Source organism: Bradyrhizobium sp. USDA 4369 (assembly GCF_054056435.1).
Genome location: NZ_JBSRYH010000001.1, coordinates 128,478 through 146,940, shown reverse-complemented (window position 1 = coordinate 146,940; position 18,463 = coordinate 128,478). Strand labels below are relative to the sequence as shown.

Here is an 18,463-nt window from a genome sequence, read left to right as displayed (position 1 = left end):
CCTACAAGCGGTGCCGGAGGCGGGACGCGACCCGCGTTCAATAGCGAGGATAGTAGCCGCCACGCTGGCGGGCGTAGGCATAGGCCGGATTGATCCCGCAGCCGGCACTGGTGCCGGACGCGGCAGCCTGGCACTGCTGATAGGTGGCGAACTGACAATTGCCGGGATAACCCCAGCTTCGGCCCTGCAGACAATAGCGGTCCTGTGCGGCGGACGCGGGCGAGATCGCGGCGAACCCCGCCAGGACGGCGGCGGCGGACAGCGAAGCAAATAGCAGGCGGCGCATCGATTTATCCTTGCGTTGAAAGGTGCAGCTGCAACGCGGGGCCGTGCAAGCGCGTTCCTCACGCGCAACATTAACTGTTCTCTCCAGGTCACGTCCACACCTAAGGCCAATAAGCGCGCCTGCGCTCTGGCTCCGCTCCGGAACATTCGCGGACTCCCTCGGTTGCTCCACCCGGCAACAGCGGATGCTCCCATGTTCGGTCGATCGAAGAAGTCCCCGAAAGCACATCAGGAGACGCCGAGTGTGTTCGGCATGCGCGGACCGAGCACCGGAGGAATGCTTGCGCTGCTCGGCCTGGCGTTTCTGATCCAGTATTTCGAGCAGCGTTCCGAACAGATCAGGGACCAGAGATCGAGCACCGCATCGGAGGACGGCCGAGGCCGGCTGGCCGAAGCGCTGTCCGAGATCCCGGCGCGGGGGTGGAAGGACGTGCTGTATCGGGTCTATCAGAACATCACCGCGCACAGGATCGTGGCGCTGGCGGCGGGGATGACGTTCTACACGCTGCTCGCCATCTTTCCGGCGCTGGCGGCGCTGGTCGCGATCTATGGCCTGTTTTCCGATCCGGCAAGAATCACCGGACATCTGGAGCAGTTGCAGGGTCTGCTGCCGGGCGGCGCCATCGATATTGCGCGTGATCAGCTCACGCGGGTTTCCGCAAAAGGCAGCCAGGCCCTCGGTCTGACATTCGGGGTCAGCCTGGCGATTTCATTGTGGAGCGCGAATGCCGCCATGAAGTCGCTGTTCGACACGCTCAACGTGGTCTATCGCGAGCCGGAGACGCGCGGCTTCATCAAGCTCAACGCGATCTCGCTGCTGTTCACCGGCGGTGCGATCCTGTTCGCGCTGGCGGCGATCGGCGCGATCGTCGTAGTCCCGGTCGCGCTGCAATATGTCGGCCTGTCGGAGGCGGCCGGTCTGCTGCTGCGCATCGGCCGCTGGCCCGTGATCTTCGTCTGCGTGTCGCTCGGGCTGGCCCTGATCTACCGCTACGGGCCGGATCGCGAGGAGCCGAAATGGCGCTGGATCAGCTGGGGCAGCGCGCTGGCGGCGGCGCTCTGGCTCGGCGGATCGGCGCTGTTCTCCTGGTATGCGGCGCATTTCGGCAGCTTCAACGCCACCTACGGCTCGCTCGGCGCGGCGATCGGCTTCATGACCTGGATCTGGATCTCGGCCATCGTGATCCTGATCGGCGGCGAGCTCGACGCCGAGCTGGAGCATCAGACCCTGCGCGATACCACCACGGGCCTGGAGAAGCCGCTCGGCGCACGCGGCGCCACCATGGCCGATACGGTCGGTCACTCCACCTGAGCCAAGCCCGCGTACGAGCCGGCCGACCCCCGCCAAGTGTCAGGGATGCGCGACCGTCATGGCGGTGCAACGCGGTTCCTCCGGAACCTGAAACGGATCGGCCGTGTTCCTTGTGCGGGGAGCGCGGGGGCGTCGCGCGAAGCGATCTCCGCGGTGGCGACCGATGGCGCGTCTCGTGCTGACGACGGAGTGTTCGAATGACCGAGGAGCTGAGAGGCAGCCAACACGGCGGTGAGGCCAGGATGAGCGCACGCGTCTCCACCGGCAGTGAGGGTCTGGACGACATCCTCGGCGGCGGCTTGGACGCCAATCGGCTCTATCTCTACGAGGGACGGCCGGGCACCGGCAAGACCACCATCGCGCTGCAGTTCCTGCTCAAGGGCAAGAGCCTCGGCGAACGCGTGCTGTACATTACCCTGTCCGAGACCAAGCGTGAGCTGGAGGTCGTGGCCCAGCGTCACGGCTGGTCGCTCGACGGCGTCGACATGTTCGAGCTGGTGCCGCCGGAGACCACGCTCGATCCGGAGCGGGAGCTCACCGTGTTCCATCCCGCCGAGGTCGAGCTCAGCGAGACCACCGGCCTGATGTTCAGGGAGGTCGAGCGCATCAACCCGGCCCGCATCGTGATCGACAGCCTGTCCGAGCTCCGCCTGCTGGCGCAGAGCCCGCTGCGCTATCGTCGCCAGGTGCTGGCGCTGAAACATTTCTTCGCCAAGCGCAACTGCACGGTCATACTGCTCGACGACCTGTCGTCGTCGCAGGACGATCTGCAGCTGCATTCGGTGGCGCATGGCGTCGTTATCCTGGAGCAGCTTGCGATCGAATATGGCGCCGAACGCCGTCGCCTGCGCGTGATCAAGATGCGCGGCATCTCGTTCCGCGGCGGCTTCCACGATTTCACGATCAGCGAAGGCGGCCTGCGGATCTTTCCCCGCTTCGTCGCCTCGGAGCATCACCGCTCGTTCCAGGGCGAATTCACCTCCAGCGGCAATGCAGAGCTCGATCAGCTGCTGGGCGGGGGGCTGGAGCGCGGCACCAATGCGTTGCTGATCGGCGCGGCCGGTGTCGGCAAATCGTCGGTCGCGCTGAGCTACGCGATCGCGGCGGCCGAGCGTGGCGAGCACGCGGTGTTCTTCGCGTTCGACGAGGGCCGCGGCACCGTGGAAGCGCGCGCACGCACGCTCGGCCTGCCGCTGCAGCGGCACCTGGATTCGGGGCTGATCCGTTTCCAGCAGGTCGATCCGGCCGAGCTGTCACCGGGCGAGTTCGGCGCGATCGTCCGGCGCAGCGTCGAGCACGACAATGCGCGTATCATCATCATCGACAGCCTCAACGGCTATCTCAATGCGATGCCGGATGAGCGCTTCCTGATCCTGCAGATGCACGAGCTGCTGAGCTATCTTGCCCAGCAGGGCGTGTTGACCATCCTCGTGCTCGCGCAACACGGCCTGGTCGGGCCGATGGATACGCCGCTGGACATCAGCTATCTCAGCGACGCCGTGCTGATGTTGCGCTATTTCGAGGTGGCGGGGACCGTCCGCCGCGCGCTGTCCGTGGTCAAGAAACGGAGCGGGCATCACGAACATACGATCCGCGAGTTCCGGTTGAGCGGCGCGGGCCTCTCGCTTGGGCCGCCGCTCACCGAGTTCAGCGGGATCTTCACGGGCAACCCGCATTATGCGGGCAGCGTCCTCCCTGAGCGGGGCACGCGAGATGAGCATTGAGCGGGATCAGCGTGTGCTCGTCTTCGCTCCGATCGGGCGCGACGGTCCGGCGTCCGCGGAGCTGCTGCGGAGTACGAAGCTCGCAACCCGGGTCTGCGCCTCGCTCGCCGAGATGGTCGATGAATTGAGCGCCGGGGTCGGTGCGGTCGTGGTGGCGGAAGAGGGGCTGTTTGCCAAGGACACGGCCGGGCTCACGCAATGGGTCGCGCGGCAGGCCGCCTGGTCCGACCTGCCCTTCATCGTCCTGACGAGCCACCGCGAGCAGCCGGCGGTGGTCGCGTGGCGGCGCAGCCTCGTCGCCGAGCTGCGCAACGTTTCGCTGCTCGAACGGCCGATCCAGCCGATCACGCTGATGAGCGCCGTGCAGTCCGCTTTGCGGGCGCGGCGCCGCCAATACGAGATCCGCACGCTGATCGAGGCGCGCGAGCAGACGGCGCAGCAGCTCGAACGGCTGGTGGTGGAGCGGACGCGCGCGCTGGCCGAATCCAACGAGCAGCTCCGCGTCGAGATGGCGGAGCGGGCGCGCGTCGAGGAGACGCTGCGCCAGGCGCAGAAGATCGAGGCGATCGGCCGGCTGACGGGCGGCGTCGCGCATGATTTCAACAATCTCCTGATGGTGATCTCCGGCGGCCTCGACATGCTCGACCGCCAGGCCGATCCCGCGCGGCGGCGGCGTCTCATGGACGGCATGATCCAGGCGGCGCAGCGCGGCGCCAGCCTGACCCGGCAATTGCTCGCCTTCTCGCGCCGGCAGGAGCTGCGGCCCGAACCGGTCGACATCGCCCGCCAGATCGGCGGCATGCGCGAGCTGCTCGATCGCAGCCTGCGCGGCGACGTCCATGTGATGTTCGATTTTCCCGACACGCTCTGGCCGGTCGAGGTCGATCCCGGCGAGCTCGAACTCGTCGTGCTCAATCTCGCCGTCAACGCGCGCGATGCGATGCCGACCGGCGGCACCATCGTGGTCCGCGGCGAGAACCTGCCGAATTGGAAGGATGACGAGGTCGCGGGCGACTATGTCCGCCTGTCGGTGGTCGACACCGGCACCGGCATGACCGACGACGTCCGCCTTCGCGTCTTCGAGCCGTTCTTCACGACCAAGGATATTGGCAAAGGCAGCGGGCTCGGGCTGGCCCAGGTCTATGGCTTTGCCAAGCAGTCGCGCGGCTCGGTGTGCATCGACTCGGAGGTCGGTCGGGGGACCGCGATCGCCCTGTATCTCCCGCGCTCGGAGCACGCCGCATCCGGCCGTCAGCACCATCTCGTCGACCTGCGCCGGCCGAGACTCCGGCATCGCGACGAGGGCCGGATCCTGCTGGTCGAGGACGATGACGAGGTGGCTGCGCTGGTCAGCGAGATGCTGCGCCAGCTGGGCTATGAGGTGACCCGCGCATCCAGCGCTGCCGCCGCGCTCGCCGACGGACGCGCGGTCGACCTGGTGTTCTCCGACGTCATGATGCCCGGCGGCATGAACGGCGTCGAGCTCGCCCGCGAGATCCAGAAGCGGCGCGGTGACGTGCCGATTCTGCTGACCAGCGGTTATTCGGGCGCCGCAGTGCACGCCGCCAAGGAGGCGGGCGTCAGGATCCTGTCGAAGCCCTACCGGATCGACGAGCTGGCTGCGGCCCTCGATGCCGCCAAGGCCGAGACCGTCTGGTCTGGCACGGGCAGCTGAGCCTGCGGCTCACGACGACAGCAGGGGTGGGGCCTCGGCGGCGGCGTGTTCGACCGCGGTGGCGGCATCCAGCACGAGGTCCTCGCGGAAGCGCGGACCGACGATCTGGACGCCGATCGGAATGCCCTCATGCACGCCGGTCGGCACGCTGATCGAGGGCAGCCCGAGATAGGCGGTCGCGAACAGGAACACATGCGAGCGATACAGCCGGTCGACGCTGGCCTCGCTCTCGACGTCGACGCCATAGGGCAGGGCGGTCTCCATCGCCACCGGACACAGCAGCAGCGGATGTTCCTGCATGAACGACTGCCAGCGCCGCAGATAGGTCGCCCGCGCCGCCGACAACTGCATCAGCGAGGGGACGTCGAGCTCCGGCGTGCGATTCATCATCAACGCGAAGGCGCGCCGCGCCAGCGCGTCGCCATGCTGCTCGATCTGCGCCGACAGCGTCAGGCGCGCCTCGCCTTGCGCGAAATCATTCCACGCCTTGGCGGCCGCGGCGACGTCCGGCGGATCGCGCCAGCTCACCTCGTAACCGGCGCGATGCAGGATCGCCGCCGCCTTGCGCACGGCGGCCTCGACCTCCGGCGCGATGCCGACCCCGGCGGGATCGAGACAGACGGCGACCCCGGGATGATCGCGGCGCGGCCCGTCCAGCGGCATCGCCACGTGCCAGGGATCGCGCGGATCGGGTGCGGCCATCGCCGCGAGCGCGAGCCGCGCGTCGGCGACATTGCGCGTGATCGCGCCCTGCACCGAGATCAGCTGCAGCGACAATTGCCGCTCGCTCGGCGCGGTGCCGTTGAAGGCGGGGACGCGGCCGAAGGACGGGCGCAGGCCGACGGTGCCGGTGCAGTAGGCCGGATAGCGGATCGAGCCGCCGCCGTCATTGCCATGGGCGATGGCGCACATGCCGGTGGCCGCGGCCACCGCCGCGCCGCCGCTCGAGCCGCCCGGCGTGCGGTCGGGCCGCCATGGATTGAGCGTGCGCCCATGCAGCTCGTTGTCGGTGAACCAGCGCATCGAGAACGCCGGCGTGTTGGTGCGCCCGATGATGACCGCGCCGGCGCGGCGGAGATTGGCCACCACGGGCGCGTCGTCCTTGGCGATGTTGTCCTTGAACGCGACGACGCCATTGGTGGTCGGCAGCCCCGCCTGGTCGACATTGATCTTGGTCGTCACCGGCAGGCCGTGCAGCGGGCCGAGCGTGGTACCCGCCGCCACCATGCGGTCGGCGAGGTCGGCGGCCGCGAGCGCATCCTCGGCCTGCACCGACACCACGGCATTCAGCTCGGGATTGATCGATGCGATCCGGTCGAGACAGGCCGTCACCGCCTCGCGGCTCGTGATCTCCTTGTTACGGATGGCGGAAGCGAGTTGCGTGGCCGACCAGCGCCACAGCGGCATATCCATGTGAAAACGAACCTCTGCAATCAGACGAAGCGATGCCCCGCGGCATCAGCCGCGGAGCGTCTCACACTAAGTCCGAGTCGTCGTCATGGATAGCGAATCCGCTGGCCACGGCAGCCTGTCGCTGACCGCTGGGGTCTGCTTTGCAGCTGCTCCAACGCTCGCCTTGCGCGCTGCAAATCAGTTCTGCAAGAAACGCGGATCGATTTTGATATGCCGCAACAACAGCGGCTCTCCGTTCTGGAACATTGCCGTCATCAGAAAGGAGATGAGTCATGTGGCTCACCAAGGACGACTTCCGTATCAAGGCGGATAATTTTGATTTAACGAATGGCATGAACATTCTTCGCATCATTTGCGGGCTGTTTTTGTTTCCGCATGTTGCCGGAAAATTCGCCGGCGGTGCGGTGTCGGCGGCGACCGCCGGCTTCTTTGCCAAGGCTGGCTTTCATCCGCCGGAAGTCTGGGTGGTGCTCGCCGCAGCCTCTGAATGCGCCGCGGGGGTGGCATTGGTGCTCGGGATCTGCACGCGCTTTGCTGCGCTGGGGGCCACTGTGCTGCTGTTGTTCGCTGTCTATGCGTTGCAGGTGGTCAAGGGCTTCGGCTGGACCTGGAACACCGGCGGCTACGAATATCCCGTGTTCTGGGCGATCACCTCGTTCGTGGTCGCGATCGAAGCCTGGAAGGTGCATCTGGCACAGGCCAAGCCCCGTGTGCCCGCACTCCAGGCCAGCGCTGCGGCGTGACGGTGCGCTTTGCGATGACGAACTGACGCGGACAACATCTGCGCTGGACAGAACGGCCGCCTCATGGGCGGCCGTTTTGTTTGTCATCGCCGCTTGCTGCATGGCCCGAGCAGGCCGATCGGCGATAAGACCCAAACGCGCGAAATCCGAGGCGCCAACCGGATCGAGATCGCGTTGTCGACCCTCGAAATCGCCGGTTTGCCGCCGCTGTCCATCGAGCGGCACGCGATCATCTCGGAGCGCCGCACCGGCAACAGCAGCGGTGGCGATGGTCCGCGAGCGCGTGGTCCGGAATAATTGACAGCTTGAACTCGGGCCCACTTGCTCGCATTGTCTCCGCCGTCATGGCGGAGGCAACCCGCATGGAACGCTATATTCGCGACGAGAACATTCGTCGTTTCCGTGAGCTGCTCGAGGCTGAAACGGACCAGCAGAAGCGCAGGATCCTACAAGGGTTGCTTGCGGCCGAGGAGGACCGGCAGGTTCCCTCGGTTCCAGGCGGTCCGACCACCTGAGACGATCAGCGACCGGGTGGCAGCCAGTTGAGAGTTCCGCACGCGGAACATTTGAACATGCGCTCCGCCTCCCCGGTGCGGGGATTGAGGATGCTGCGGATGGAGCCCGCAGGACGACCGCAACTGCGGCAAGGCGGCAGATCGGTCTGATTGCCGCGTGAAGCGCTCTGGTTGGTGTTCGACACGTCTGACATCACGATCCCAAAACTGTCGAGATCAATCGACGGATCAGTCCGACAATACAATTCGGGACAATACGGAGCTCATTCGGCCAAACCGTGCCGACACGGCGGCGGTCCTTGGCTTCGTCATTCTTGGCCTCGTCATTGGTATCGCTGCCAGACAAAGCTATCATGGCGACATCCATTGCAGCGATGGTCGGGGGGACATGACAAGCTGTCGTATTCACATCACGGGCGCGTCGGGCTCGGGCACGACCACCCTCGGCCGGGCCGTGGCCTCGGCGCTGGCCGTCCCGCATCACGACACGGACGACTACATCTGGAGGCCGACCGAACCGCCTTATGCCGAATTGCGTCCCGCCGCCGAGCGGCTGCGTCTGATGACGGAGATGTTCCTGCCGCGGGCGCGCTGGGTGCTGAGCGGATCCTTGCAGGGCTGGGGCGATCCGCTGATCGCGCAGTTCGATCTCGTCGTTTTCATCACCATCGCGAAAGAGCTTCGGCTGCAGCGTTTGCGGGTCCGCGAGGTCACCCGCTACGGCGCGGAGGCGGTGGCGCCGGGCGGCGCGCGGCATCGTGAAACCGAAGACTTCGTCGCCTGGGCAGCAGCCTATGACGAGGGCGACACCGCCACCAGCCGCACCCTGGCGAAACATGAGGCGTGGCTGAGCGATCTTCCCTGTCCTGTGCTGCGTCTGGACGGAGCCAGGCCGCTGGACGAGCTGATCGCGCGGGTCTTGTCCTTCTCATCATCTCGCGTCTAGCGGCGTTGCCGCGGACGACATCGGCTGCTGCGGACAGTTCGCCAGCCGAGCCGGCGCGCCCACCGCGGTGCAGCCGGCCGGAACATCGGCGGTGACGAGGGCGCCAGCCCCGATCTTGGCGAAGTCACCGATCGTGACGTTCTGCAGGATGGTCACGTCATCGCCGATGGCGGCGAAGGCGCCGATGACGATGCCGGTGGCATGATCGAGAAACACCGACGTTCCGATCGTCGCCGAGGGATGGATGCTCACCTGCAGCGACGTCGAGGACTCGGCCTGAAGCAGCAGCGCGAGGTCGAACCGTTCGTTGCGCCAGAGCCAGTGTGCGACACGAAACGCCTGCAGCGCGACGTAGCCCTTGTAGTTCAGCAGCGGCGGCAGCAGCGCCGTGGTCGCCGGATCATGGGCCGCGATCGCGCCCAGATCACGGCTCGCGGCCTCGACGAGCGCTGGCGCCGCGGCATGGGCCTCGCGTGCGACCGACGCAAACCGGGCGCGCTCGGCTGCCGTCTTGCCGAGGCGGGTTCCGATCTGATGCGCCACCACGCTGCCGAGATCGGGATGATCGAGGATCGCAGCCGCCAAGGCCTGGCCAAAGGCGGGATCGCGCGCCGCCACCAGCTGCGCCTCGCGCCGGAGCGACGGCCAGAGTTCGGTGGGGATTGCGCGCGTGTTGGCCATGGTCCTGGTGCCCTCGTTGCGGAGCAAGCCGGCAGCATAGCAGATCGGGCCGCGGTTCTGAACCGGAAGTCTCCTGCGCGCTTCAAACCGGCCGCGGGCATGTTCGCCGTTCGCCCGTCATCCCTTGCGTGTCGCCCGATGCGCAGCTTTACTACGATGTGTTGGCAAGCTCGGCAAAGCAGGCAGGCGATGGAGCAGCGCTTCACCTTCGATCAGGTCGCCGATCTCTACACTCGGTCGCGTCCGCATTATCCCGCGGCTCTGGTCGACGACGTCATTGCGCTCGCGGGCGTGAAGCCCGGCGATCCCGTTCTCGAGGTCGGCTGCGGCACTGGCCAGGCAACCCGGAGTTTCGCGGCGCGGGGCCTGCGGATCACGGCGATCGATCCCGGGCCGGACATGATTCGCGCCGCCCGTGAGACACTGGCTGATCTCGACAATGTCGAACTGAGGGAGTCGACGTTCGAGGCCTGGCCGGAGGATGGCGCAAGGATGCGCCTGATCATCGCGGCGCAATCCTGGCACTGGGTGGCGCCGGAGGTGCGCTTCGCGAAGGCGGCACGGATGCTGTCACCGGACGGCTCACTCGCGGTCTTCGGGCATGTTCCGGTCGGACTTCCCGCGCCTTTGCTGGGCAGTTTTCGAGCGATCTCGCTCAGCCATACCGGCCGCTGGGGGCCTCCGCCGGAAGCCTGGTACCTGCCGAGCGGACCGTTCAAGGGCTGGTTCGCCAATTCCGGGCTGTTCGGTCCGGTCGTCCACCGCTGCTACCCCTGGAGGCAGCCGCACTCCGCGGCGAGCTATGTCAGCGTCCTGTCGACCCGCTCAGATATCCGCATGCTGCCCGCCGCGGTTCGCGATGCGTTGCTGGCCGACATCACGGCGGCGATCGTGGACTTCGGAGGCGAATTCGTGATGGATCATGAAACCCATCTCTACCTGGCCCACCAAGTTCAGCGGACCAGCCCGCTTGCTGCCGATCGTGCCGGGGGATTGCGGTGACGGCAAATTCCGGGTGACCGTGCACTCAACTTTGCTGGACAGCAGCCATTGCTCAGTTCTGCGCCGTCCGCGTCGCCACGGCGACGCCTGCGCCGATCAGGAGCGTGCCGCCCGCCTTGTTGAAGATGCTGATGGCCGTCGCGCTCTGCACGAGCGCTCGAGCCCGCGATGCGATCAGCGCGTATCCGATCGCGTTCGCGAAGGCGAGCACCACAAAGGTCGTCTCGAACACGATCAATTGTGGAAGCAGATCACCGACGGGGCTCAGAAACTGCGGCAGGAACGCCACGAAGAATGTGATGCTCTTCGGGTTGAGCGCCGTGACGAGCCAGGCATGACCGAACATCTTGAGCGCGGAGGCCCGATCGGTGCGAGGTGCCGCGTTCAATGTCCCGCCGGCCTGCCAGAGCTTAATGCCGAGCCAAACGAGATAGGCTGCCCCGATCCATTTGAGCGCGGTGAACAGTATCGCCGAGGTTGCCAATAGCGCGCCAACACCGAGCATTGACAGCGTCATGGCCGTGAAGTCACCGAGTGCGACGCCTATCGCGGTCGGCAACGCCGTTCGCCATCCCTGGCCGAGCGCATAGGAGACCACGAGCAGAACGGTTGGTCCTGGGATCACCAGGAGGACGACGGACGTTCCAGTAAATGCGAACCATGTTTCGATCATCCTGCTGACCTTCTCGTCCGCACCGAAGCCCGCTTAACGTCTGCCGTCAGTGCCAAACAGGCCTGCGACAGCAGCGCCAGCGTCTGAAGATCAGACATCCATCTTCCCCTGCGATGCAGCCCATGCGACACCTTGGTCGACTATTAGCATTCTTCACCGACGTCCGCACGCCCCGGGCCTTTCAGTGCGTTCATGAGTTGTGGCGATGGGTGTGAATGGAGATGCCTGGTTGTATGATCTTCATCCAACGACGGAGCGCCGATTCATGGGCCATCGTATCGAGATCGTGAGCGGCGAGCAGGGCAAGCCGCGCGCGCGCCAACTGCTGGACATCGTCTGGTCTGCGGACGTCCTGGCTGCCCTGCCGTGGAAGGAGGTGGTCTGGGCCAAGGCGCATAGCCGCATCCTCGTGTTCGACGGCCGTGACGACATCATCGCCCATGCCGCACTCCATCTGCGCGATGCAACGCTCGACACCAGCCCCGTCAGGATCTGCGGCGTCGGCGACGTGGCGACACGTCCGGACTGCCGGGGGCAGGGCCTCGCCGGTGACATGATGCGCCGTGCCGTGACCGAGATGCGGGACACGCATGGCGTCGATTTCGGCCTGCTGTTCTGCGAGCCACGCCATGCGGCGCTCTACGAAAAGCTCGGCTGGCGGGCGTTTCACGGCGAGGTGCATGCCGAGCAGCCGCGGCAGGGACGCATCCGGTTCAGCGTCATCGACCCCTTCGTGTTCGACCTCACGCTGGCGCCGCGCGCCGGCCTGCTCGATCTGTGCGGCCTGCCGTGGTGATCGCGCCGCCGGTTCGTTGCGATCCGGATCACGGCGGCTGACCATGCCCGGTAACGGGTCAGGTCGAATTGCGCGCTGTCAGCATCTCTCCCTTCTGCTATCAAGGCAGGATCGTCGGGGCCATGCGGGATCTTCCGGTCGTGCCAAATCGTCGTCAGGTCCTGTCAGGATTGGGAGCCTCGGCCGTGTCGTCGCAGATGTTTCCCGTCGCTGGACAGCAGAAATGGGACTTCCCTTCGGCCGCTGATGGCGACGCGTTCGCCGCGGGCGTTGCCCGGCGGCTCGATCAGGCGCTGGCCGAGCGGCGCCTCTGGAACATCCATGGGCTGATCGTGCTCCGGGATGGCAGGCGCATCATCGAGCGCTATTTCGAAGGCCAGGACCGCGCGCGCGGTATCGGCGACCTCGGCACGGTGACGTTCACGGCGGAAACGCCGCACGATCTGCGCTCCTGCTCGAAGAGCATCGTGGCGCTGCTCTATGGGATTGCATGCGCGCAAGGCAAGGTGCCGGCGCCCGAGGCGCCGCTGCTGGCGGCGTTTCCGGAATACGCTGATCTCGAAAGCCCCGAGCGCGCGCGTCTCACTGTTGCGCATGTGCTGACGATGACGATGGGCATCGACTGGGACGAGAGCAGCCTTCCTTACAGCGATCCGCGCAACAGCGAGATCGCCATGGACCAGGCGGCCGATCGCTACCGCTACATCCTGTCGCGCGGGGTCGTCGAGACGCCGGGGACGCACTGGACCTATTGCGGCGGAGCAACGGCGCTGCTCGCCCGTCTGATCGCGAAAGGGTCGGGCCAGTCGCTGCACGATTTCGCCCGCGCGCATCTGTTCGATCCGCTCGGCCTCGGACCGACGCAATGGGCCGGTGGACCAGATGGCGAGCCCTTCGCCGCCTCCGGCGCCCGCATGACGCTACGCGACTTCGCCCGGATCGGCGCGCTGATGCTGTCCGGCGGCCGATGGGATGGCCGGCAGCTCATCCCGGCCGATTGGATCACCCGCTGCACCACGCCGGCCGTCAGCGCCGACGAGTTCCGCCGCTACGGCTATCAATGGTTTCTCCTCGATGTCGCCTTCGGCAAGCCCAAGGGATGGGCCGCCGGCCGTCTGGAACGGATGTGGATGGCGCAAGGCGAGGGCGGCCAGCGCCTGTACATCGTTCCCGCCTTGCAGCTGGTCATCGCCGTGACCGCCGGCAACTACGAGCGCGACGATCAAAGCATCCCGCCGACGCGGATTTTGCGGGAGATCGTATTGGCGAGCGTTGAGTAGGGGCCGGAGAGTTGCCGGACTCTGCTGATCAGTATTTGGCATCAGGAGAGAAGCTTGAGAACGATCGTCGAACTTAAAGCGGCAGACCCGCTGATGTCGGACATCTACGCCTTGCGGCGTCGTGTGTTCGTGGTGGAGCAGGGCGTTGCACTTCAAATTGGAATCCGCCCCTTCGTTACTGAATTTAGTCCACTACAGTTACTCGAATTTGCAGGATCGAGACCTCCATCGTTTGCAGCACAAGTACGACGACTTCGGTCGAGCAAATGCTGATCGGCCTCTGCCTTTAAGGAGTACAGGCCATGAAGGTGAGCCCAAAGCAAATGGAGGCGGTGCTTGCGTTACCGGGCATCAAGCGCTTCGAACACTTCATCAAAGTCATCGCCGACTGGCAAGAAGTCTGGGGCTTGTACCAAGACGGATGGGCTCTTGCGGCGGCGGATGATGGGACGACCGTATTCCCGCTGTGGCCTGCCAAGGAATATGCGCAGGTATGTGCTGCCAACGAGTGGACTGGTTACGAACCACGTTCGATCAGCCTGAGTGACTTCACGGAAGTACTGTTACCCAAGCTGAAGTTGGATGGTGTCTTGCCAGGTGTGTTCTTCACGCCGACGAGCAAAGGGGTCACGCCTTCGGTAGATGAACTGAAGTCTGCTCTCGAGGCGGAGTTGCAGAACTACTGATCGAGGTGACGATCGACCCGACGCCCGCCCCGTGCGGGCGTTTCTACATCGGCGACTACCGCGCCGCCTCAATGAGTTCAAACTACGGTGACAGTGCTGGACTGCACCCCTCAAGTGAGACACGATAATCTCGGTGACAGGCATTCCGAGGATGACCTGTGGCAGCAAGAGGGAAGAACCGTCGGTTTCCGACGGCTTACAAGCTGAAGGCGATCAAGCGTGTCGAGCGAGGCGAAGGCGTTCTGCCTGTAGCCCGCGAGCTTGGGATATCGCGCAAGATCCTGCACGACTGGATCAAGGCCTGGAGGGCCCAAGGGCCCGACGGATTGAACCGCAGACCGGGGCCGAAGCCCGGCCCCCGGAAGCTCAAAGCTACAGCAACCTATGACGATAAAAGGTCTGCGCTGACGCGCGCAAATGCTCGTATCGCCGAGCTCGAACGGCTTGTCGGCCGTCAGCAGATGGATCTCGATTTTTTTCGGCAAGCCTTGCGCGCATTGGAGCGGCCGGCAGCGCAAGGCAAACCCGCACCCGCATCATCGAAGTCATCCAAGCCATGACATCGGAAGCAACGGAGTCCCACGCCGACGTGCAACGGCTCTGCAGTCTGGCCGGCCTGCCACGCGCGACCTACTACCGGCATCTCAACAAACGCAGTCGCGAGACGGCCGATTGCGAGCTGCGCGACCAGATCCAGCGCATTTGCCTCAAGCATCCATTCTACGGCTATCGGCGCGTGACGGCCACGATCCGACGCAAAGGCATGGTCGTCAATGCAAAGAAGGTGCTCAGGCTGATGCGCGAGGACAATCTTCTCGCACAGCGCAAGGCGCCATTCCTGAAGCCGCCGGCAGAGCGGCCAAGGGACATTGTCGTCGTCCCCAATCTCGTACGCGGCCTGGTGCCGTCCGCTCCTGACCAGATCTGGGTGGCGGACATCACCTATGTCCATCTCGCCACGACCTTCGCCTACCTCGCCGTCATCCTCGACGCTTTCTCGCGCAAGGCAGTCGGCTGGGCCTTCGACAACACGCTCGATGCCTCACTCGCGATTGCGGCTTTGGACAGGGCAATCGAGGCCCGCAAGCCGCAGCGCGGCAGCCTGATCCACCACTCCGATCGCGGCGTGCAATACGCCTCGATTGCCTATCGCCAGATCTTGGCGGATCGTGACATCACGATCAGCATGAGCAGGCCGGGCAACCCGTTCGACAACGCCAAAGCTGAAAGCTTCATGAAGACGCTCAAGGCCGAAGAGGTCAACGGCAAGACATTCTCCGACATCAGAGACGCGCGTCGCCGGATCGATAGCTTCATCGCGGACGTCTACAACAAAGAACGCCTGCACTCGGCACTCGGCTATCGATCGCCTCTTGAGTTCGAAGCCGTGTTCGCGCAAAACAACGCACGATAACACGTCGTGGCAACCGCACTGTCACCGAGATTATCGTGTCTCACTTGAGGGGTGCAGTCCAGTCTAGCACTGTCACCGTATTTTCGAGGCCATGAAGGCAGCTGTCGAGATGGTCCTCTTTGATGGTCTAAATTTATCGAACTAGCTTGTGCTTTCTATTAGTTGATTTACGTACTCAGAGAGTTCTTGAAGTGAATCGGGTTTGTTGGTGATCAGCCATTCGGTCAAGAATCTCGAATGATTTGGCTTGTCTAATCGATCGCCTGGGCCAGCAAGGTCCTCCAGAATGCATTTGAGAACTGACGGGGCGTGGACGTTCTTTAGCCAGTGTCGATTTGACCACTCGCCAGACGAGAACATGTTGGGCTTAAATTTCTTGTAGTTATCCTTGAGCCAGCTGTCGATTTGCGCGCGAGAAGGAACATCTCGATCGTGCTTTTCGCTAAGTTCTTCCAAGAGCGCCAAGATTGCGTCAGGGTCGAGGAGGTAATTTTCATACGTAAGTCGAGGCAAAAAATGTGCTCGGCCATTCGATTGACGCTTGAGGTCATCTATATCTGATTCTGTTCGCTCTTCCCGATCAAAGCTAAACGAAACCTTTGAGGGAAGCGACAAGTCCGCAACGATCCGCTTGAGCTTGGCGTTCTCCTCCTCGAGTTGGCGCAGCCGCTTCATCTCCGATGGCATCAGACCGGCATACTTCTTCTTCCAATTGAAATACGTCGCCTGGCTGATCCCGGCCTTGCGGCAAACCTCCGCAACCGCCGTACCGTCCTCAGCCTGCTTCAGAACAAATGCGATCTGAGCCTCCGAAAACTTCGATGCCTTCATGGAACTCTCCTCTGTCCCGGGTGGGATCATAAGTGGAAAATTCCAGTTCAAACTGGCCTAATTTGGCGGGGGCACGTCAACGAAGGGACGTTTAATCTAGTGCACTGTCACCTAAATCCTGCCGGACAATCTGGCTCGCGTTCGAAAACTTGGTGCACTGGCGCCGAAATACTGGAGGGCGACCAGCCAACCTTCTGCTTGGTCGCCTTCGGGTTCTCTCATCACGATCTCGCTCCGGCCCACGCCCTGGGCTATCGCATATGACGAATTGTTGTTTTTCTCCCGCGCTGCCCCGCGTCGTCATGCCCGGGCTTCGTCCCGCCTGCGCGGCCGAAGCCGCTTCGGTGCGGCGAAGGCCCAGGCATCCACGTCCGTCCCAGGATGCCGAACGGCGTGGATGGCCGGGACGGAGCCCGGCCATGACGATGTGGACGGAAGCCGAACTCAACTCTGATCATCATCTGATCATCATATGCGATAGGCTTGGGCCCACGCCGGAGCAGTCCGTCGGTCGTGGTCTCTTGTAAGCGGAATCTGCTCAATCGGCCAAATGGAGCGTCATCAACTGATTGTGCGGGCTTGCTTGGTAGCTTGCGAACGGCTCACTGGAAACGAAGCCAGCGCTGCGGTCGAGCGCGACGGCAGGAGCATGCAGCTCTGTAGTGCCGGTGTCCTGGCTGAGCCGTGTATACTTCCGTTTACGAGCTTCAGCGACGACGTGCTTTAGAATGGCGCTGTCGACGCCGGTGAACGTTGCATACGATTGGCTTGGCTGCGGCCGATGAGCCGGAGTCACGGCGTTTTCCGTTCGAAAATTTCTCTTTCGCTTTTCCAGAAACTATGCTCTACTCCCGCCATCCTGCTTCGCCACGAGGGGCGTATCGCGATCGTCACGACACGTGAGGCGGGAAGGCGATGGCCGCCTGTTGCCGCAGCGTGCTTGCACGCGGACGAACGGCAATCGGCGGGACAGGAAATCGTGTGGTCCTGGCGCCGCGACGCTGGCGTCAAGTCCGGGGGGGATGATGACCTCCTGGACGACGGTGGCTAGATGTGGTCTTCCAGGAGGTTGTCCATCCGGTCTGAACCGAGGAAGCTGAGGTTGCGAAGCTTCAGTGTTCCAAGGAGAGACCAGATGGACGTCCACAAGAATGCGCCTATGACACCGAAAGGTCGAGAGGCGATGGTGCGCAGTGTCGTAGACGGTGGGCTGAGCTATGCTGAAGCTGCTTACCAGTACAATACGACGCCGAAGACCGTAGCCAAATGGGTGATGCGGTTCCGCGAGGAAGGTGTCGAGGGATTGCTCGATCGCTCCTCCAGACCGCACTCATCGCCAGGCCAAACCACTGCTGCCACATGTACCGCTATCGAGGCTTTGCGCCGTCAGCGCCACACCGGCAAGCAGATTGCGGCTGAGGTTAAGGTGTCGCCGGCCACGGTCAGCCGCGTTCTGCGACGGCTGGGGCTGAACCGAATCCGTGATCTGGAGCCGATCGAACCGGTGCGTCGCTATGAGCACGCTGCGCCCGGCGAGATGATCCATATCGATATCAAAAAGCTCGGCCGTTTCGCGCAAAGCGGCCATCGCGTCACCGGTAATCGGAACGGTTATAGTCATTGTCGCGGTCTTGGCTGGGAGTACATGCATGTCTGCATCGATGACCACTCCCGTGTCGCTTTTTCACAGCTCAAGCCGGATCAGACCGCCGAGAGTGCTGTTGCGTTTCTCAAGGCCGCTGTCGCTCACTACAAGAGCTTGGGCGTTACCGTCACCCGCGTCATGACTGACAACGGAGGCTGCTATATCGGCTTCGATTTCGATAAGGCCTGCCGCGATATTGGTCTCAAGCATATCCGCACCAAGCCCTACACGCCCAGAACCAATGGCAAGGCTGAACGCTTTATCCAGACAGCGCTCCGGGAGTGGGCTTATGCACACACCTATCCCACTTCCGATCAGCGCGCCGCGCAACTGCCCATCTGGCTGCACCAGTATAATTGGCACCGGCCTCACGGCGGCATAAACTCCCAGCCGCCTATCAGCAGACTCGGTTTAACCGAGGACAACCTCCTGAGGCTCCACAGCTAGACAGCCGTACACCGGGGAGAGCACGTCATAACTGTGAAAACCATCGCGCAGGGAATGCCGGAGTTGGGCTGAACCTGTGGTGACTGCCGCCTGCTTTTTTTGCTGCAGGCGGGCCATGGGTTGCGGCCAGCGCCCGGCATTCCCTGCGCCCTCGTGATGTTGCGAGGGATCATCGATCTCACCAGCCCGGACGCATCGGCGTTGCGGGACTGCTCCGATGCGCGCCAGATCAGCAAACGCCAGATCAGCAGGCGAGCGAAGCTGGGCAACTCGGTAGACCAAGTCAGGTTTTCGCGCGAGAGGTCCGGTCGGACGCAGGGACGCCGCCCGCGGGGACGGCCGGGTGGCCGATTCGCCAGCCGCCTTGTGCTCGCGCTGCGGTGGAATTTGATCTA

At 64.0% G+C, this 18,463-nt stretch carries 19 protein-coding genes and 1 pseudogene; 14 read left to right on the top strand and 6 right to left on the bottom strand.

The features are described from left to right. Positions 1-37 precede the first annotated feature (37 nt). Positions 38-286, bottom strand: coding sequence for a DUF3551 domain-containing protein (locus ACVIJ6_RS00695; RefSeq protein WP_456771049.1), 249 nt, complete (start codon positions 284-286; stop codon positions 38-40). A 252-nt stretch (positions 287-538) separates the two neighbouring features. Here ACVIJ6_RS00695 and ACVIJ6_RS00690 point away from each other — a divergent pair, with 252 nt between their 5' ends. From ACVIJ6_RS00690 to ACVIJ6_RS00680, 3 genes are all read left to right on the top strand, one after another. After that, on the top strand, positions 539-1,597 hold the full coding sequence (locus tag ACVIJ6_RS00690; protein WP_456776854.1) for a YihY/virulence factor BrkB family protein: 1,059 nt from the start codon (positions 539-541) through the stop codon (positions 1,595-1,597). Positions 1,598-1,794: 197 nt separating this feature from the next. Further along, on the top strand, positions 1,795-3,321 hold the full coding sequence (locus tag ACVIJ6_RS00685) for an ATPase domain-containing protein (protein WP_456771048.1): 1,527 nt from the start codon (positions 1,795-1,797) through the stop codon (positions 3,319-3,321). Beyond that, positions 3,311-4,996 (top strand): response regulator, encoded by a 1,686-nt coding sequence (locus tag ACVIJ6_RS00680; RefSeq protein ID WP_456771047.1) that lies wholly within the window; start codon positions 3,311-3,313, stop codon positions 4,994-4,996. Before ACVIJ6_RS00685 ends, ACVIJ6_RS00680 begins: the two co-directional genes overlap by 11 nt. Before the next feature lie 9 nt (positions 4,997-5,005). Here ACVIJ6_RS00680 and ACVIJ6_RS00675 read toward each other — a convergent pair whose 3' ends face one another. Then, complete coding sequence (locus ACVIJ6_RS00675; RefSeq protein WP_456771046.1) at positions 5,006-6,409, bottom strand: amidase; 1,404 nt, start codon at positions 6,407-6,409, stop codon at positions 5,006-5,008. 272 nt (positions 6,410-6,681) lie between these two features. Between ACVIJ6_RS00675 and ACVIJ6_RS00670 the strand changes: the two genes are divergently transcribed. From ACVIJ6_RS00670 to ACVIJ6_RS00655, 4 genes are all read left to right on the top strand, one after another. Then, positions 6,682-7,152, top strand: coding sequence for a DoxX family protein (locus ACVIJ6_RS00670; RefSeq protein WP_456771045.1), 471 nt, complete (start codon positions 6,682-6,684; stop codon positions 7,150-7,152). A gap of 63 nt (positions 7,153-7,215) precedes the next feature. Then, positions 7,216-7,449 (top strand): hypothetical protein, encoded by a 234-nt coding sequence (locus ACVIJ6_RS00665; protein WP_456771044.1) that lies wholly within the window; start codon positions 7,216-7,218, stop codon positions 7,447-7,449. Between the two features lie 65 nt (positions 7,450-7,514). Continuing rightward, positions 7,515-7,667 carry a hypothetical protein gene (locus ACVIJ6_RS00660; RefSeq protein ID WP_456771043.1) on the top strand — a complete coding sequence of 51 codons (153 nt, stop codon included), beginning with the start codon at positions 7,515-7,517 and terminating at the stop codon, positions 7,665-7,667. 157 nt (positions 7,668-7,824) lie between these two features. After that, positions 7,825-8,613 (top strand): ATP-binding protein, encoded by a 789-nt coding sequence (locus tag ACVIJ6_RS00655; protein WP_456771042.1) that lies wholly within the window; start codon positions 7,825-7,827, stop codon positions 8,611-8,613. On the opposite strand, the gene ACVIJ6_RS00650 is transcribed toward ACVIJ6_RS00655, so the two are convergent. Next, positions 8,599-9,294: a serine O-acetyltransferase gene (locus ACVIJ6_RS00650; RefSeq protein ID WP_456771041.1), complete on the bottom strand. Its 696-nt coding sequence runs from the start codon at positions 9,292-9,294 to the stop codon at positions 8,599-8,601. The genes ACVIJ6_RS00655 and ACVIJ6_RS00650 overlap by 15 nt on opposite strands. A 189-nt stretch (positions 9,295-9,483) precedes the next feature. Between ACVIJ6_RS00650 and ACVIJ6_RS00645 the strand changes: the two genes are divergently transcribed. Continuing rightward, positions 9,484-10,296, top strand: a complete 813-nt coding sequence (locus ACVIJ6_RS00645) for a class I SAM-dependent methyltransferase (RefSeq protein WP_456771040.1) — start codon at positions 9,484-9,486, stop codon at positions 10,294-10,296. A gap of 52 nt (positions 10,297-10,348) precedes the next feature. Here the strand turns inward: ACVIJ6_RS00645 and ACVIJ6_RS00640 are convergent, their stop codons facing one another. Next, complete coding sequence (locus ACVIJ6_RS00640) at positions 10,349-10,969, bottom strand: LysE family translocator (RefSeq protein WP_456771039.1); 621 nt, start codon at positions 10,967-10,969, stop codon at positions 10,349-10,351. A 265-nt stretch (positions 10,970-11,234) separates the two neighbouring features. Between ACVIJ6_RS00640 and ACVIJ6_RS00635 the strand changes: the two genes are divergently transcribed. From ACVIJ6_RS00635 to ACVIJ6_RS00615, 5 genes are all read left to right on the top strand, one after another. Further along, the gene (locus tag ACVIJ6_RS00635; RefSeq protein WP_456771038.1) at positions 11,235-11,765 is read left to right on the top strand and encodes a GNAT family N-acetyltransferase; all 531 of its coding nucleotides are present in this window, start codon (positions 11,235-11,237) and stop codon (positions 11,763-11,765) included. A gap of 122 nt (positions 11,766-11,887) precedes the next feature. Continuing rightward, on the top strand, positions 11,888-13,045 hold the full coding sequence (locus ACVIJ6_RS00630; protein ID WP_456771037.1) for a serine hydrolase domain-containing protein: 1,158 nt from the start codon (positions 11,888-11,890) through the stop codon (positions 13,043-13,045). 302 nt (positions 13,046-13,347) lie between these two features. Next, on the top strand, positions 13,348-13,731 hold the full coding sequence (locus ACVIJ6_RS00625; protein ID WP_456771036.1) for a DUF2750 domain-containing protein: 384 nt from the start codon (positions 13,348-13,350) through the stop codon (positions 13,729-13,731). A 158-nt stretch (positions 13,732-13,889) separates the two neighbouring features. Then, complete coding sequence (locus ACVIJ6_RS00620) at positions 13,890-14,291, top strand: transposase (protein ID WP_456771035.1); 402 nt, start codon at positions 13,890-13,892, stop codon at positions 14,289-14,291. Beyond that, positions 14,288-15,145, top strand: a complete 858-nt coding sequence (locus tag ACVIJ6_RS00615) for an IS3 family transposase (protein ID WP_456771034.1) — start codon at positions 14,288-14,290, stop codon at positions 15,143-15,145. The genes ACVIJ6_RS00620 and ACVIJ6_RS00615 overlap by 4 nt, the downstream gene beginning before the upstream one ends. Positions 15,146-15,751: 606 nt before the next feature. On the opposite strand, the pseudogene ACVIJ6_RS00610 reads toward ACVIJ6_RS00615, so the two are convergent. Continuing rightward, positions 15,752-15,976: pseudogene (locus ACVIJ6_RS00610) on the bottom strand (transposase); the annotation flags it as partial. 538 nt (positions 15,977-16,514) lie between these two features. After that, positions 16,515-16,772 (bottom strand): hypothetical protein, encoded by a 258-nt coding sequence (locus tag ACVIJ6_RS00605; protein WP_456771033.1) that lies wholly within the window; start codon positions 16,770-16,772, stop codon positions 16,515-16,517. 339 nt (positions 16,773-17,111) lie between these two features. Here ACVIJ6_RS00605 and ACVIJ6_RS00600 point away from each other — a divergent pair, with 339 nt between their 5' ends. Further along, positions 17,112-18,068, top strand: a complete 957-nt coding sequence (locus ACVIJ6_RS00600) for an IS481 family transposase (protein ID WP_456771032.1) — start codon at positions 17,112-17,114, stop codon at positions 18,066-18,068. The last annotated feature ends 395 nt before the right edge of the window (positions 18,069-18,463 follow it).